The 16,276-nt window shown below is 53.6% G+C and carries 11 protein-coding genes; 5 read left to right on the top strand and 6 right to left on the bottom strand.

Annotated elements, in window-relative coordinates; genetic code table 11:
* Positions 1-6 precede the first annotated feature (6 nt).
* The 3 genes from CYPRO_RS03870 to nrfH form a co-directional block, all read right to left on the bottom strand.
* A complete protein-coding gene (locus CYPRO_RS03870; protein ID WP_114983371.1) occupies positions 7-1,422 on the bottom strand; it encodes a cytochrome c biogenesis protein ResB in 1,416 nt (471 codons plus the stop codon).
* Positions 1,423-1,542: 120 nt separating this feature from the next.
* Positions 1,543-3,069, bottom strand: a complete 1,527-nt coding sequence (locus tag CYPRO_RS03865) for an ammonia-forming cytochrome c nitrite reductase subunit c552 (protein ID WP_240644827.1) — start codon at positions 3,067-3,069, stop codon at positions 1,543-1,545.
* A 20-nt stretch (positions 3,070-3,089) separates the two neighbouring features.
* On the bottom strand, positions 3,090-3,680 hold the full coding sequence (gene nrfH / locus CYPRO_RS03860; RefSeq protein WP_240644826.1) for a cytochrome c nitrite reductase small subunit: 591 nt from the start codon (positions 3,678-3,680) through the stop codon (positions 3,090-3,092).
* A gap of 313 nt (positions 3,681-3,993) precedes the next feature.
* Between nrfH and CYPRO_RS16830 the strand changes: the two genes are divergently transcribed.
* Together CYPRO_RS16830 and sucC are read left to right on the top strand one after the other, a co-directional pair.
* On the top strand, positions 3,994-4,125 hold the full coding sequence (locus CYPRO_RS16830) for a hypothetical protein (protein ID WP_270049194.1): 132 nt from the start codon (positions 3,994-3,996) through the stop codon (positions 4,123-4,125).
* Positions 4,126-4,320: 195 nt separating this feature from the next.
* Positions 4,321-5,526 carry an ADP-forming succinate--CoA ligase subunit beta gene (gene sucC, locus CYPRO_RS03855; RefSeq protein ID WP_114983370.1) on the top strand — a complete coding sequence of 402 codons (1,206 nt, stop codon included), beginning with the start codon at positions 4,321-4,323 and terminating at the stop codon, positions 5,524-5,526.
* 1,367 nt (positions 5,527-6,893) lie between these two features.
* Here the strand turns inward: sucC and CYPRO_RS03850 are convergent.
* From CYPRO_RS03850 to CYPRO_RS03840, 3 genes are all read right to left on the bottom strand, one after another.
* Positions 6,894-9,695, bottom strand: coding sequence for a T9SS type A sorting domain-containing protein (locus CYPRO_RS03850; RefSeq protein ID WP_124245512.1), 2,802 nt, complete (start codon positions 9,693-9,695; stop codon positions 6,894-6,896).
* Between the two features lie 320 nt (positions 9,696-10,015).
* The gene (gene dinB, locus CYPRO_RS03845; RefSeq protein ID WP_240644865.1) at positions 10,016-11,110 is read right to left on the bottom strand and encodes a DNA polymerase IV; all 1,095 of its coding nucleotides are present in this window, start codon (positions 11,108-11,110) and stop codon (positions 10,016-10,018) included.
* Positions 11,111-11,266: 156 nt separating this feature from the next.
* Positions 11,267-12,268, bottom strand: coding sequence for a DUF58 domain-containing protein (locus CYPRO_RS03840; protein WP_240644825.1), 1,002 nt, complete (start codon positions 12,266-12,268; stop codon positions 11,267-11,269).
* A 171-nt stretch (positions 12,269-12,439) separates the two neighbouring features.
* Between CYPRO_RS03840 and CYPRO_RS03835 the strand changes: the two genes are divergently transcribed.
* The 3 genes from CYPRO_RS03835 to CYPRO_RS03820 all read left to right on the top strand — a co-directional run bounded on the left by CYPRO_RS03835 (position 12,440) and on the right by CYPRO_RS03820 (position 16,100).
* Positions 12,440-13,336: a dimethylarginine dimethylaminohydrolase family protein gene (locus CYPRO_RS03835; protein WP_114983368.1), complete on the top strand. Its 897-nt coding sequence runs from the start codon at positions 12,440-12,442 to the stop codon at positions 13,334-13,336.
* A 172-nt stretch (positions 13,337-13,508) separates the two neighbouring features.
* The gene (locus CYPRO_RS03830; RefSeq protein ID WP_114983367.1) at positions 13,509-14,135 is read left to right on the top strand and encodes a hypothetical protein; all 627 of its coding nucleotides are present in this window, start codon (positions 13,509-13,511) and stop codon (positions 14,133-14,135) included.
* A 255-nt stretch (positions 14,136-14,390) separates the two neighbouring features.
* Positions 14,391-16,100, top strand: a complete 1,710-nt coding sequence (locus tag CYPRO_RS03820) for an AbgT family transporter (RefSeq protein ID WP_114983365.1) — start codon at positions 14,391-14,393, stop codon at positions 16,098-16,100.
* Positions 16,101-16,276: the final 176 nt, after the last annotated feature.

Raw genomic sequence — 16,276 nt, 5'->3', positions numbered from 1 at the left:
ATGGCACTATACTTCTAACAGTTCGGGTTCAGGTTTGCGCAGGCGTTCGGGCTGCCTGTTGGGTGCATCTTCGCTAACAGCCGCTTTGAGGGGTTCTGTTTTTGTTTCGATGGATGGCTTTCCGGCTTTATCAAATCCCGCGGTTTGATCCGGCTCCGGATCGGGCGCTTTGCCGAGAGTCATGAGGTAAACCGAACCGGCAATCAGCATGAAAATGCCGAGGTACACGACTGGCAGCCAGGGGTCACGGATGGCTTCGATGGTCGAGGAAGATGACCATTTGCCGAAGCGGTCGTCGTAGCTGAACTGATAGAGCTTCCAGCCGTTGACCGTTACAGGTTTGTTGACTTCCACCCGCGCCTGACGCATCTCGCCGTCGGGAGTGTAGATCACCACATCAGAACTGTAGTGACTCGCCTGCGGGATCGTCATGGCGATGGCCATTTCGTGATCTACCTGCAGCAGCTGATGCGGATACATGAAGCTGCCGCTTGTAATCCAGCCTTCGAGCTGCTGACCGTCTGCATCCGTGACCCGCACAAGCGCGGAGGGCGGTGCGCCGTAGTCCACAACCGGCTCAAAACGACCGTCGATGCGGCCCGACATTTTATGGAACTCGAGGATTTCCACATCCCAGCCGTACAGATTGCCGCGATGGCCTTTCCCCATTTCAAACATCTGATTGATGGATTCCGGCACAATCCGGCCGGTTTCACTGTAGATGATGGCAATCTTGGGATTGAATTCTTCCATGTTGAAGCGCTCGAGTTCTACGGGCATGGGCATCTCGTAATACACGCCGGCACGGTCAACGGCGCCCCACATCACTTCTCCTTCTGTGAGGTCGAAGAAAACGCGCTTGAGATCCGCCGCGCCCAGCAGTCCACCGAGGATGGCAATGTAGAGTCCGGCATGGTTCAGGAAAAAGCCGATGTTCCGGCCTTTCATGGGCGTGAGCCGTTTCAGGGTAGCCATGCCGAGGGAGGCCATGAAGAACATCATCCCGAATAAAAACGGCCAGGAACTTGTCATGTTGGAAAGGCCGAGCTTCTGCACCCAGACCGGGTTACCGGCGTCTTCCTGAAGGTTGAAGCCCATGATGAGGACCAGAAAGGTGAGCAGGGCAATAGAGGTGATGGCGGCAGGTACGCGCGCCAGCCAGTTGACCATCGGCAGGCTGCGCAGAAAGTACCAGGCAAAAATCAGAATACCGGTAAAAATGCTGCCGGTGATGATGTTGACCGGCCAGGAGAGGGCATTGGGGTTGAGTCCTCCAATGGTGAGCTGTAAGGCTGTACCGGTGATTAGCAGACCGAGGCAGATCAGCCAGCCTTCGGTATAGCCCCATGGGCCGGTCCAGACGGGCTTTTTGCGGGGTTGCGAACCCGCTTCGCGTTTATTTTGAGCGTTGTTCAGGCGCATAACACATTAATTATTGGGTTAAAAAAATTAAGTTGCTGCCGTATGCGCGGCGTCTGTCTGATGGCGTGACAGCCGCCGCCTGATGATTTTTTCAGCTTTGCATACGACTGTTGCGGGGTATTACGGGTTGATGTAATTGGTAGGGTTTTCACGACGGCGCACATCCCAGCGCTCGTGTGTTGCGGCAGCTTCCTGCAGCCATTGGGGAACCAGCTCTTCGAGGAAGCGGTCTTTTTCAGCCTGCAGCGCATCTACATCAATGCCAATGTATTGCTGCGCCAATAGCTTGGTAGAAACATCGGGCAGCGGGGGATCGCCGATGTGACCAAGTTCGGCCAGGGTTGTGGCAATCTTGCGGCGCGCGCGGTGTGCCATATCAAGGCCGTCACCGATGGTGCGGGTAAGCTCAAGCGGTGCGTGGAAGGAGCCGCCGTGTGTGGCTGCGGCGTAGTCCCAGCGCCATTGCGCGTGACGAATCAGGTGCAGGGCTTCGCGCATCTGATCTTCGGTTGCGCCCAGATTCCAGGCGAATTCCGCCTCAAGGTGCGCGAGAACGAGCGCGTCTTCCAGCTTCACGCGTACTTCCTTCACCATATCCTGACGGTCGTACACGTTGCGGATCAGCTCGGCTTCACTCTGCCGGTGACAGGTCTGACAGGCTGCCGCGATGTTGTTAAGCGGACTCTGTATCTGATGGTCCGTAAATTTCATGCCGCCTTCGGTTTTGTACGGCATGTGGCAATCCGAGCAGGATACGCCTCTCTGATAATGAATACCGGTGGTGAACACCTCATAGTCAGGGTGCTGCGCCTTAATCATCGGGGCGCGGCTGAGCGGATGAATCCAGTCGGCAAAGCCTCTGTTATCAAAATAGCGGGCCATATCTTCGGCAGTCATACCTTCATCCCAGGGGAATATGAGATAGTTGTCTTCCCCAAAGTAGTACTCCACATGACACTGCGCACAGGTAAGCGAACGCATCTCCTGATGGCTTGCAGTGCTGATATCACGACCGAGGCGTGCAAAGGTTTCGGTCAGGGCCGGCAACGCAAGACTCAGGCTCATGTCATCCGATTCATGGCAGGTTGCACAATTGATGGGATTGACGACTTCATTACCGAAATCAGACCATTGCTTTGCGTAAAATCCGGCTACGCCGTGCTCATCCATCAGGCGCACCACGTCCGGTGATTTACAGGTCCAGCAGGTTGCCGGCATCGGACCGTCACCAGCTTGTTGTGGGGCGCCTGTGCGGAGCGTTTCCCGGGTATCGCTTACCGAGTAGATGTGCCCGCGGGAGAGGTTATAATCACGGGAGAAGCCAAATCCGGCAAACAGAATCACAAATGCGGGATTGTCCTCGAGCAGGTCGCGGCGCTGTGAGCCGAGGTGCTTGCTGCGGAAGGTGGTATCCGCCATTTGGTTATAGGTGTTAAACTGCCGCGGGAAGAAGCTGCCCCATACTTCAGCACGGGGCTCAAGCGGGTCAATTTGGGCGGAGGAAACAAAGGCGAACTGCCCTGCGGTGCGGTTTTCAATAATGGTGTAGGTTAAAACACCCAGCAAAAACACGACAACCATAGTGCCGATAAACAGCAGCCAGCCCAGCCAGGGTCGTTTTTGGATTGAATTACTGATGGAACTCATAATAGAGAAGGATTAAAATATTAGCGGTTTTGCTGTAGCCGGAGCCATTCAGGCATAGTGGATTGCGGTACGGGAACGCGGGCGTTAGGCACGGAAGCTGCACCCCGCACCGTACCGTGCGGCACGTCGCGGTGACAGTCCCAGCAGAGCTGCCCGCGGCCTTCCTGCACGTGATCGAAGGTTACCTGCCCGGACGTCACAAACTGGTTGGTGTGATCGTGGCACCGCTGACAATTCGCCTGCACCACCCGCTGCCCCGCTTCGTGCATCACGATGGGGTCGGGCGTAGTGTTCAGGGTGAAAATGGTCGCGTGCCGGAGCCCGTCCTGCGCCTTGAAGTAATACTGCTTGATGAGATTATCCTGAGGCACGTGACAGTCGTTACAGTTTGCATGCTCGCGGTGCGAGCTGTGAAACCAGGTAGCGAACTGCGGCCCCATTACATGGCAGTTCACACAAGTAGCCGGATCGTCGCTGAGGTAACTCACCGCATTCGATACAACGAAGGCATACCCCCCAATCCCGAACAGCGCGCCCATAAGCACAATAACCGGCACCCGCCAGTTGGGTGGCGGCAGCAGGAAGAGAATAATTTTTTTTATGCGCGTCATAATCGGTAAGGGTTTTTGATGGCTCAACTGCGGTTAGGGTCTTGCTTTTGTTGCTTTTGGCACCGAAGTTAAACCAGTTGACCTATTCCATATTTAAGAGTAGGAATACTTTTTATAATCTAATAAAAAGGTTGGTTATTAGAAACTGTTTTTTGAGCGCACTTCACAAAAAATTTTTATTCAGACAGATTCCAGGGATTCGGCCATATTCTGCTTAGCCCGCATTATTCACCAGGAATTTTACTTGCTGGCAAGGCGATGATAAAGCCGTTTACGCAAATTGCTGAAGATGAAGGCGAATCTTAAGCGAGGCATGGACAGCTGCTACCTGCTTTCACAGGAGAAGCCGTTTAAAGGTGAAAATCTGGAGTCCCTTTCCGAAACGGTGTATGAACAGCGCCATCGCCCCGACCGGCTGTTTGAACCGGCCGGCTCAGCCGTCTGAGCGTAAGCTTCCTTTGAAAAACCAAAAAGCGGCGCAGCTGTTACATGCTTGCGCCGCTTTTTTTATTTAACAGGGCTCAATAAGCTCACATTTCTAATATGTGAAGTGCGCATAAAGTTTTATTTTACGCGCACATTAGTATTAGTATTAATTTCACATCCGAGATTCCCTATCAACCTATAGTATTATTTTGTTATGAATATTCACGAGTATCAGGCCAAGGAAATCCTCAAGCAATACGGGGTTGCTGTACCCGCAGGAATTCCTGCTTTCTCTGTTGAGGAAGCGGTTTCCGCGGCTGAAGAGCTGAAAGCCAAAGGGGCTACATTATTTGTTTTGAAGGCACAGATTCATGCCGGGGGGCGCGGTAAAGGCCGCACCGTAAAAAGCGGCGCCAAAGGCGTGATGCTTTGCAAAACTGTTGAAGAAGTAAAACAAGGCGCGGAGGCCCTGCTCGGGGATACCCTCGTAACTATTCAGACCGGCGAGGCCGGCAAGCAAGTACAGCGCCTGTACGTAACCGATGGCGTTGATATCGCGCATGAATTTTATCTGGGTATCACTCTCGACCGCGCCAAAGGGCAGAATGTGATCATGGTCTCCACCGAAGGTGGTGTTGAAATCGAAAAAGTTGCGGAAGAAACCCCCGAGCTGATTGTGAAAGAGTGGGTTGAGCCGGGTCAGAAGCTGTACCCGAGTCAGGCGCGCCGCCTCGCTTTCGCGCTGGGCCTTACCGGCGACGCATTCAAGAAGGGTGTGAAATTCATTCTGTCGCTCTACGAAGCTTTCGAAGCTACCGACGCATCAATCTTCGAAATCAACCCGCTCGTGCTTACACCCGATAACGACGTGATTGCCCTCGACGCCAAAATCAACTTCGACAGCAACGCCTTGTTCCGCCACAAAGATCTGATGGAACTGCGCGACCTTACCGAAGAAGATCCTGCCGAAGTGGAAGCCGGCAAGTTCAACCTGAACTACATCAAGCTCGACGGCAACGTGGGCTGTATGGTAAACGGCGCGGGTCTCGCTATGGCGACGATGGATATCATCAAGCTTGCGGGCGGCGACCCGGCAAACTTCCTCGATGTGGGCGGTACCGCCAATGTGGAGACCGTGAAAAACGGCTTCAAAATCATCCTCGAAGATCCGAATGTGAAAGTGATTCTTATCAATATCTTCGGTGGTATCGTGCGCTGCGACCGCGTAGCCAATGGTGTACTCGAAGCGGTGAAGGATCCTGAGATTGCGGCCAAAGTGGCCAACGTGCCCATCATCGTGCGCCTTCAGGGCACCAATGCCGAAGAAGCCAAGGAGATCATCGACAACAGCGATCTCAATGTTGTTTCCGCAGTTCTTCTGAAAGAAGCCGCCGCCGAAGTCACCAAGGCGCTGGCGTAAATTTGGTTTTTCGTCCCCTTGTTTTTTTCGGGGGGATAACAGCTGCATTATCAAAACCCGGCTTGTCAGCAATAGCAGGCCGGGTTTTTTATTTTTTGGGGGAATGGGTCTGGTGTTCGTTTGTAATTTCTACGAAGATGTCACCCCTACGGAGTTGGTTGCCGGGCAGGTTCAGCATCATGGCCGTTAATCGTATCGCCATTTCGCGGATAGCGGTGGGTTAAGGAAGATTTGTAGTGCAGGCATTGAAACCCAACAACTATCTTGTTCATCTTGTGAATCTTACAAATCCTGTTCAGCAAAACAGGAAATCCGCGAAAAGCGCCGATCGGTTTTGCTACGAAGGGGGATGGTCTCTCCCGGGTATCGAAATTTTGGCATCAATCCGGCATCGTAGACACGCAAATTTTTGTGTCTCTACAACGGGTTTGCTTCGGGCTATTCGCCCGGCCCCGCATGCGCGCCTTCGGCGCGCGCGGGGGAAATGTGGGGGGGGGCGTGGCAATTTGCTACTACTAAGATGTCACCCCTACGGGGCTGGTTAGCGGGCAGGCTCGACATCGTGGCCGTTAATTGCATCGCAAATTCACCGATAGCGGTGGATTGATGTTATACCAAGATATCACCTGTTACGGAGCTGGTACGCGGGTAGGTCGAGCATCATGGCCGTTAATCGCATCGCCATGTCGCGGATCACTGTGGTTTGATTTCGACGAAGATGTCACCCCTACGGAGTTGGCTTCCGGGCAGGTTAAGCATCGTGGCCATGAATCGCATCGCCATTTCGCGCATAGCGGTGGATTGATTTGCTACGAAGATGTCACCCGTTACGGAGCTGGTACCCAGGTAGCTCGAGCATCGTTACCGTTAATCGTATCGCCATGTCGCGGATCACTGTGGTTTGATTTCGACGAAGATGTCACCCCCATGGAGCTGGCTTCCGGGTAGGTTCAGCATCGTTACCGTTAATCGCATCGCAATTTCGCGGATAGCGGTGGGTTGTGGGGAAGTTTGGCGAATTCCGGCAAAAGCCCTGAAAGGGCGATATAACACAGCACAGGGTGCAAACCCTGTGTCAGGCACCGTCAGCATTCCTGAGCCCTGAAAGGGCGGCATACCTTTGGTGGGGATTTTAAAACGAACACACAAACCGTTCGACCATCGTCATCTGAACACACTTTTGTAACACTACCATAGTGCCACTGCGGAATCCCCAAAGCTTCAAATCCCCAAATCCCCAAATCCCCAAAGTTTCAAAAAAAAAGCCCCCCTTGCCGTGAAGCAAAGAGGAGGCTTTTGCATACCCCCCTAATCAAATCAACCAATCATTTCAATCTAACATCGGGTGAGGGGGGAAAAGATTTTTTTTAGCGCACCAGCATCATTTTGCGAGTGAGGTTCACCGAACCGCTTTGCAGGCGGTACAGGTACATGCCGCTTGCCAGAGAACCGGCGTCGAAGGTTACGGTGTGGGTGCCCGCTGATACGGTGTCGTTAATCAGGGTTGCTACCCGCTGTCCCATGAGGTTGTACACTTCAAGCCGCACCTGATCGCTCACCGGAAGGGTGAACTGAATTTGTGTTGTCGGGTTGAAGGGGTTCGGGTAGTTCTGATTCAGGCTGACCTGCACCGGCACATCTGCGAGCTCCGGATGGAGGCTTGTAGTGCCGAGCCAGCCGATGTTGTCGAAGTACCAGGTGAAGTTTTCGCTGCCATCCCCAATCTCGCCGAGGTCGAAAATCAGCACGATACGGTCATATTCGAAGGCCTGATTCGCACCGCTGAGGTCGAAGGTCAGCTCGGTCCATTCGTTGGCAACGGGTATGGGCTGTTCGGCTTCGAAAAACTGACCGGCGTCTGCGCCGTTTTCAATTTTGAACAGCAAGCTGGAATCATCACGAGGTGCCCAAACCTGAACTGACATGGGGACATCGCCGATTTCGAGCGGATTGGTGAGGAAGAAGCTACTGCCTGCCCAGGGTGCGCCTTCGCCTTTGACCATTTTACCAACGTTTCCGCTGGTGTTGATTCCTGACGGATCGGGGTTGGCAACGACACTTGCAGCACCGCCATCGAAATCTGTAAAGATGGTGCTCCAGTCAAGGTCTTCTTCGAAACTTACCGGAAGCGTCACGGTTGTGGGCGGCTCTGTGCCGGGGCCGCTGCCGAAGGCGAGATCATCCCAGTAATAGAATACGCCGTTGCCTTCAGAACCAAAATCAAAGAATACAGACGCTTTGGTGTAGTTCTTGTCAAAGTTGATGAACTCGGTACCCGGTGCCTGATTGGCGAAATCGAAGGTGAGGGTTTGCCACTCTCCCGGCACGGTGATCATGGCTTCGGTCTCAACACTTACGGTTACATCGGTATGGTCTTCCACCTTTAAGCGGACCGGAACGTTTGAAACCGGCGACCACACGCGCAGCGTCATGGTCGTATTGTCAGGGTCAAACGGAATGGGTTCTGAGAAGCCCGAAACATCGGCTACGGTCGTGCCGGCCCAGGTTGCAGCACCTTCTGGTTTGAGTGTCTGAACGACCCGGTTCGTTGGGTCGATCGGGAAGTTGATGATTTCTGAAACAGTGTCGCCGAAGTCAACCAGCTCATAATCCAGATCGGGATCCTGAAATGTGATCGGCAGCTCGATGTCAGAGGCAGGCGGCGGGTCGGTTCCGCCTTCTTCGCCGGTGAAGGTGACATCATCCCAAAAGTAGGTTCGTTCGCCGGATTCTGCACCAGTAGTGCCAAAATCGAAGAAAACCGAGGCCATGGTGTAGCTGGTGTTAAAGTTGATGGCCGGGGTGCCGGGGGCAGGCTGTGCAAAATCGAACTCAAGGGTATGCCACTCGTTGGCGACGGTAAGCATAACTTCTGTTTCAACACTGAGTGCGCCGTTGGTGTGATCTTCCACCTTCATGCGGACCGGAATATCCGCGACCGGCGACCATACGCGTACGCTCATGGTTGTATTTCCGGGGCTGAACGGAATCGGCTCAGCGAAACCGTCCATGCGGGCAACAGTTGTACCGGCCCAAAGTTCAGCGCCGGCGCCTTTGGTTGACTGCACCACGCGGTTGTCAGCGTTGGTAGGATCAGCTACAATTACGGAGCTGTTTCCGCCGAAATCGTCGAGCTGATAGTCAAGATCGGGGTCTTCGAAGGTTACCGGCAAGGTAATGAGAGAAGCCGGTGGGGGCTCTTCGCCGCCACCGCCGCCGCCAGCGAAGATGAGGTCATCCCAATAAAACGTTTCGCCGGTGCCTTCGGTCCCAAAATCAAAAAACATGGAGGCCTTGGTGTACAGGCGGTCAAAGTTGATGGCTTCGGTTCCGGGCGCTTCGTTGCTGAAATCGAACTCGAGGGTCTGCCATACGCCGGCTTCCGTAACGGTAGCTTCGGTTTCCACACTAACGGTCACATTGGTATGGTCTTCCACCTTCATGCGAACCGGAATACCGGCAACCGGCGACCAAACCCGCGCGGTAATAATGGTGTTGCCCGGTGAGAACGGAATGGGAAGGATAAATCCGTTATCATTGGCGACTGTTGTGCCGGCCCAGGTAGCGGCCCCGGCCAGCTTAACCGATTCTACAACCCTGTTGGCCGGGTCTGTGGGATCCTGAATAATCTGCGACTGATTGTCGCCAAAATCAAAGAGCTCGTAGTCGAGATCGGGATCATTAAAGGTAATCGGGAAATTAATACCATTCGACGGGGCGTCCACTTCACAATCGCCTACAATATGCTCGATAATGGTTGAGGTCGCCAGACCGCCCGCAAAGGCGAATTTAACGGCTACGCGAAAAGTACTGCCTTCCGCATTTCCGGAAAAAGGCCTGCCGAAGCGCTGCCCGCCCAGATGATCCATCTGAACTTCATTAAAATTTGGATTGTATGTTTGGGCGAAGGCTACAAGTCCTTCTTTGGGATCAAGGAGCTCAACTTCGAGACGTACGACATTACCAATGGAGGTAAACTGATAGGTAAAGCCATCATCAAAAGAGCCTTCTGCGGCTTCCGTCCATGTGCCGGTGCATACTTCCGGGAGTTCACTTGGCTGAGCATTACTGCCCGACTGATTAAAAGCCTGCGGGCCTTGTTGGGCTACAGCAAAGGGTGCAGCCATGAGAAGCGCGATGGTACAAAGCGCTGTTAGGATGTGTTTCATTTTGTACAATTTAATTGAAGGATAATATCATCAGAATAGCGCTTTCTCGCAGCTGTAACAACACTCTGCGCGTCTGATGGAAAATTTAGGCTTGTATATAGGATGTATAGGAAGGCCTTACAGCCGTAAAGACTTGTTACAGCATAAAAACTGGCGAAAGCCAAAAAATCAAGGCGCTTTTACAATTTACACCTTGTCTCTTATTTCAATTCCGAACAGTGGAATTTGAATATATACAAAACGCCTTGTGCCCTTTTTTCAGATTTTGCGCTTTTGAACCATCATTTCGGACGGCGTCAGCTGCCTGTCCCGCACGGTTCTTAATCGTCCGCTGTACCCTGTTCAAACAGTTCAAGCTGAATTCCCGGGCGCTGCATGCTGCCCGTTCCCGGCACATGGTCTTCTTCGTCCTGCAGGTTGAGGTTGGATACCGAAATGCCAAGCAAACGCACCGGCCGGATACCAGCCCGGGTTTGGTCAAGTAGGCTGAGGGCGACCTGAAACAGCTCATCTTCCCTGTCGGTCAGGTGATCGAGCGTGCGGGAACGGGTCACGGACTCAAAATCTTCGTAGCGTACCTTGAGGGTGATGGTCTTTCCCATAGCCCCGGCCCTTTGCATGCGCTCCGCTAATTTGGCTGCGATGACGGAAAGCCGCGCTTTCATTTCGGGCAGGGTTTGGAGGTCTTCGGAGAAGGTATTCTCCGCGCCGACCGATTTCCGGATTCGGTTGGGCTTTACCGGGCGGTCATCTATGCCCCGCACGATGTTGTAGTAAAAATGCCCGACCTTGCCGAAATGCCGGAGAAGCTCCGGTTCCGAAAGCTTTTTGAGGTCGGCACCGGTAAACAGGTGCAGGCCGTGCATTTTGGCTTCGGTTGCTTTGCCGACCCCGTGAAATTTGCCTACCGGAAGCTGTTCAAGAAACGGGATCATTTTTTCCGGGGTGATGACCGCGAGCCCGTCCGGCTTGTTGAGGTCGCTCGCAATTTTAGCTACGAACTTATTAACCGCAACGCCGGCGGAAGCCGTAAGTCCCGTTTTGGCCTTGATTTCTTCCTTGATGAGCCGCGCAAGCTGACGGGCTGAAGCGATCCCCCGCTTGTTTTCGGTGATGTCGAGATAGGCTTCATCAAGGGAGAGCGGCTCCACGAGATCGGTGAAGCTGTAGAAGATTTCGCGGATCTGTGCTGAAATTTCTTTGTAGCGTTCAAAGCGGGATTTCACGAAAATGAGGTGCGGGCACAGTTTTACGGCTCTTCGGGCCGGCATGGCAGAGCGGATTCCGTATTTGCGGGCTTCGTAGCTTGCCGCGGCAACTACCCCGCGACCGTCAGGCGAGCCGCCTACGACAACCGGCTTCCCGCGCAGCTCCGGGGCGTCAAGCTGTTCCACAGACGCAAAGAAGGCGTCCATATCCACATGGATGATTTTACGCAGCGGTAAAGGTTCATCAGTCGCCAAATCAGAAAAAGTCAGTTCAACACAAAAATGGGGCTCCGACCTGTGAAGCCATCACCCGAAAAAAATACCCAAAAACACACGCGTACCGGCAAATCGCAGAAATGCGGGTTAGCCCAGTCGCTTGCGCTTGTTGAGGTAGGCCAGAAGCGCAAGATCGAAGGAGGCGCCGGTATCTACTTCTTCATAGTCGATGTGTGCTTCGCTGCAGGCCATTTTGAATGCGTGCGTGTAGGCTTCGATTTCGTTTTTGTAGGCCGTGCGGATTTCGGAGGGGGTCAGGTCCACTTCATCGCCCGTCTCAAGGTCCTGAAACAGGTAGCGGCCGTCCGGGAAGTCGAGCTCGCGTTCGCTGCGTTTTTCGAGCATGTGAAACAGTACAACTTCATGCTTCCGATGACGCAGGTGCTTGAGGGCGTTGAGAAGCTGTTCGTTCTCGCCTATGTTTTCGAATAAATCGCTGATCACGATCACCAGGCTGCGGCGGTGCAGGCGCTCGGCCACTTCGTGCAGGACTTCAGCTGAGGCCGTATTCCGCTGCAGTCCGCTTTCCGGGGCGAGCTTGGTGAAGGCTTCGAGTTTGCTGAACAAAAAGCGCAGATGGGAAGCGGAGGCCTTGGCGGGAAGCATTTCGCCGAGTTCCTGATCAAAGGTGATCAAGCCGCAGGCGTCACGCTGTTTGTGCATCATGTAGAAGAGGGAAGCGGCAAGGTGTGCCCCGTACCCGAGCTTGGTCCACTCCCCGTGATAGCGGAACAGCATGGAGCTGCTCACATCAAGCACCACATGACAGCGGAGGTTGGTCTCTTCTTCGTACTGTTTGATGAAGTAGCGCTCAGATTTTCCAAAAACCTTCCAGTCGATGTGCCGGATTTCGTCGCCCCGGTTGTACGGGCGGTGCTCCGCAAACTCCACACTGAAGCCGTAGTAGGGGCTTTTATGCAGCCCGGTAAGGAAGCCTTCCACAATTTGTCGGGCACGGATTTCAAAGGGACTGATCTGATTGAGAAGCTGTGGCGTGAGCATGAAATAAAATGTCTGAAAAGGTTTGAGAATCAGCCGCGGTGTTGCGACGAAGCTGCATAGTGCGCTGTAAAATACGTATCTTTGCACGATTCCGGCAGCTGTATCAGAAGCTTCACACAGCTGCGCTTTATCTGTTTGATTCGGCAGACCGGAGGTTGCGTATTTTGGGATTTTTTGAAACACGGCCACGGCCGTCAACGCTCCCGTCTTTGCTTCCGGAAACTATACTCTCTACTTACATCCAAATTCTATTCGTTCATGTCAAGCATTATTTCGCATTCGGCGACCCTGCGGTTCCGCCTGAAAGACCTTGATACGCTGCCTGAACCCGGTCGGGTGCTCATGGTGCGTCCTACGCATTTTTCTATTGATTATGTGATTAACCCGCACATGGAAGGACAGGTCGGGAAGGTCAATAAAGAAAAAGCCATGCAGCAATGGGAACAGGTTCGCGACGCTTTTGCCGCTACCGGCAAAGAGGTTGTTGAGCTGGAAGGCGGTAAAAACCTGCCTGATATGGTTTTTTGCGCCAACCAAAGCCTGCCCTACTGCAACCCGGAGGGCGGACACGAGGTCATTATGAGCATTATGAACTCACCCTACCGTCAGCCGGAAGTGCCCCTGATTGCCGACTGGTACGATCAGCAAAACTATGAGCGCCATCATCTTGACGGCGAAATTATCCCCATATTTGAGGGCATGGGCGACGCCATCTGGCACCCGGGACGCCGCCTGCTTTGGGGCGGTCACGGGTTCCGGACATCCAAAGACGCCTACACTTTTATTTCGGAAACCCTGAACGTACCCGTCATTACCCTGGCGCTGCACAAATCCCATTTTTACCATCTTGACACCTGCTTCTGCGCCCTGAATGAAGACAGCGTGCTCATTTATCCGAAAGCCTTTGAGCCCGAAGGCCTGCGACTCATCCGCAGCCTGTTTAAAAATGTGATTGAAGCGCCTGAAGAGGAAGCCATGGACAAATTTGCCTGTAATGCTACCTGTCCTGACGGGAAGCATGTGATCATTCAGAAAGGCGCCAAACAAACCAGCAAAGCGCTGAAAGAGGCCGGTTTTGAGGTGGTTGAAGTTGACACAAGCGAGTTTATTAAATCAGGCGGCAGCGTTTTCTGCATGAAGCTCATGCTTTGGTAAGCCTGCCCGCTGTGTCTTGATTGTTCTCGTCCATTTCATCTTTCGCTCAGCCGGATGACCGTTCCCTTTTTGTGAATGGCATCCGGCTTTTTGATGTTTAAACAACGAATTACAAAATTCGCCCTAATTTATCCGCAACTTCCACTTCCCCTTCACCGAAATCCTTCTTCCTATGATGAACCGTTTATGGCTGCTTTTGATGATCTCTTCCGCACTTTTTATGGGCGTTTCACTCACAGCCTGCACCGCGGAGCATCCCGGAGAGCCCCGTACATCCGGCATGCAGCAATTTCTGGGAGAAGGCTTTTCCTTCAAGTACCCGACCAACGGCAGGCTCGACCTGCAGGGTCAGACCGCTGATTTCCGGCGTAAGCTTACGGTTACCGGACCGGACGTGGTGCTGGGTTTGCCAGGTACCGGGGGCGAATTCAGCAAACCTGCTTTTGCCTTTGAAGTAACCGTTTTTGACAACCCCGGCAGGCTGGACGGACGCAGTTTCGCGACCGGGCACATCCGCCGCAACTTTGACGCCGCCCGTCAGGCCGGAGAACCTACCGGCTTTTGGCCCGTTGATGAAGCAAGCGGTGAAATCGAATCGAGAAATGTGCGCATTCACGGTCACGACGGTCTTGAAGTGGCGTATTTTGCCGGCGACGCGCTCCTGCTCTGCCGCTATGTGGCCGGTGGTGCTACGGCGCTTTCCATCTGCTTCCGCGACATGCCCGCCGAAAATAACCCCATCACGGAGAGCTGGCGCGCGGTTTGGCTGCAGGCTTCCGATTCGATTCGGCTTAAATGATTCGGAAAAGCTAAATCAGGGCGCTTTTATTTTATTGTGAACCTTTTTTTTGTAGTTTCGAAGCTTGCATCTGACCGGGTGCAGGCTTTTTTTGTGTTTTTTTCCGGGTGATGGTTTTTCGGGCTTGTCCTGCTTTGCTGCACCTAACCGCTTTCGGCGCACGGCTTCGGCGGTGCGGCAGGCAAAAAGCGCAGCCGACCCGCACAACCTGCTTAGCCCGGCCTTTTCCTTTTTTCCGAAAACTAAATCTCACTCATGAGCTCCAATCAGGGTTCCAATTCTTCCGGCGCGGGCAACAGCGCCAAGCAAAGCAACTGGTTCACCCGTTTCCTGAACGCGGTAGAATGGCTGGGTAACCTGCTGCCCCATCCCGTAACCCTTTTTGCGCTTTTCTGCGCAGGTGTGATACTCATCAGCGGACTTGCCGAGCTTTTAAGCCTTTCGGTTGAAGATCCCCGGCCCGAAGGTACGGCAGGACGCTCCCCGGATGGCATCATCAGCGCCGTAAGCCTGATGAATGCCGAAGGCCTGCGCCGCATCATTGCCAACCTGGTAACCAACTTTACCGGCTTTGCCCCACTGGGTACGGTACTCGTTGCCTTACTCGGGGTTGGGGTAGCCGAGCACTCGGGCCTGATCAAAACCGCCATCCGCGGCATCGTGCTCAAGGCACTCAGCATTCAGCCGACCGTAAGCGACAGTGACCCCGCCATCCTGCGGGCCATCAAAAAGCCGATCTATTTCGTGCTGCAGCCCAAAATTCTGGTAACCTTTGCGATTGTGTTTTCCGGCATTGTGTCCAATACCGCATCGGAGCTGGGCTATGTGGTGCTGGTGCCGCTCGGGGCGGTTGTATTTTACTCGCTGGGCCGGCACCCGCTTGCGGGCATGGCCGCCGCCTTTGCCGGTGTATCAGGCGGATACAGCGCCAATCTGCTGCTGGGCACCATTGACCCGCTGCTGGCCGGACTCACGCAAGAGGCCGCACAGCTGATCGATCCTACCTACGAGGTGCACGCTGCCGTGAACTACTACTTCATGTTCATGAGCGTATTTGTGATATCGACACTGGGCACCTGGGTCACGGTTTCTATTGTCGAACCCAAACTCGGCCCCTATGATCCGGCCATCGCTTCCGAAAAGCTGGACGCTACCGAAGGCATGGAGCCGCTCACCGATATTGAGCGCAAAGGCCTGTTCTGGACCTTCATTTCAGTTGTTGCCATGTTTGGTGTTCTGGCGCTCATGGTCATTCCGGAATGGGGCGTGCTGCGGAATCCTGATCCGAATGTGACCGATTTCCCCGCAACCATCACGCCTTTTCTGAACGGGATTGTGGCCCTTATTTTTATCGGCTTTATCATCCCGGGCGTGGTGTTCGGGAAAATTACCGGCAGCATCACTTCAGAGCGCGATGTTATTGACGGCATGGCGAAATCAATGAGCACACTCGGCCTATACATCGTAATCGTGTTTTTTGCCGCGCAGTTTGTGGCCTACTTCGGCTGGACCAATCTCGGACAAATTCTGGCAGTGAATGGCGCCAACTTCCTGGAGGCCATGAACCTGACCGGTCCGCTGGTTTTTGTCTTCTTCATCTTTATATCCGGCTTTGTAAATCTCATGCTGGGTTCCGCATCGGCACAGTGGGCCGTAACCGCTCCGATTTTTGTACCCATGCTCATGCTTATCGGGTACAGTCCTGAGGTCATTCAGGCCGCCTACCGTATCGGCGATTCGGTGACCAACATCATCACGCCCATGATGAGCTATTTCGGCCTGATTCTCGCCTTTGCGACCAAATACGACCGCAATCTCGGTATCGGTACCATTATCAGCATGATGTTGCCCTACAGCATCATGTTCCTGCTGGGATGGATCGCGTTGTTTTATGTGATGATTTTCATGCTGGGCTTCCCGCCCGGTCCCGGCGCTGAAATCTACTTTGACATCAGCACGCGCTAAAACCTTGTACTCAAATTAAAAAAGCGATGGCGCCGCAGAGAAATTCCTGCCGGCGCCATCGCTTTTTTTTGGATGTATCAGGATGTTCATGCGGAAAGGTCACGGACATTCAACAAGCATCGGAACCCAAAAAGCAAGGGATTCATCTTAGGCTTGGGAACTTTTGATCTTCCGCC

This window comes from Cyclonatronum proteinivorum, from assembly GCF_003353065.1.
In the GTDB taxonomy this organism is placed as follows: Bacteria; Bacteroidota; Rhodothermia; order Balneolales; family Cyclonatronaceae; genus Cyclonatronum; species Cyclonatronum proteinivorum.
The sequence above is the reverse complement of the archived record's forward strand: the minus strand, read 5'-3'. Positions and strand labels throughout refer to the sequence as shown.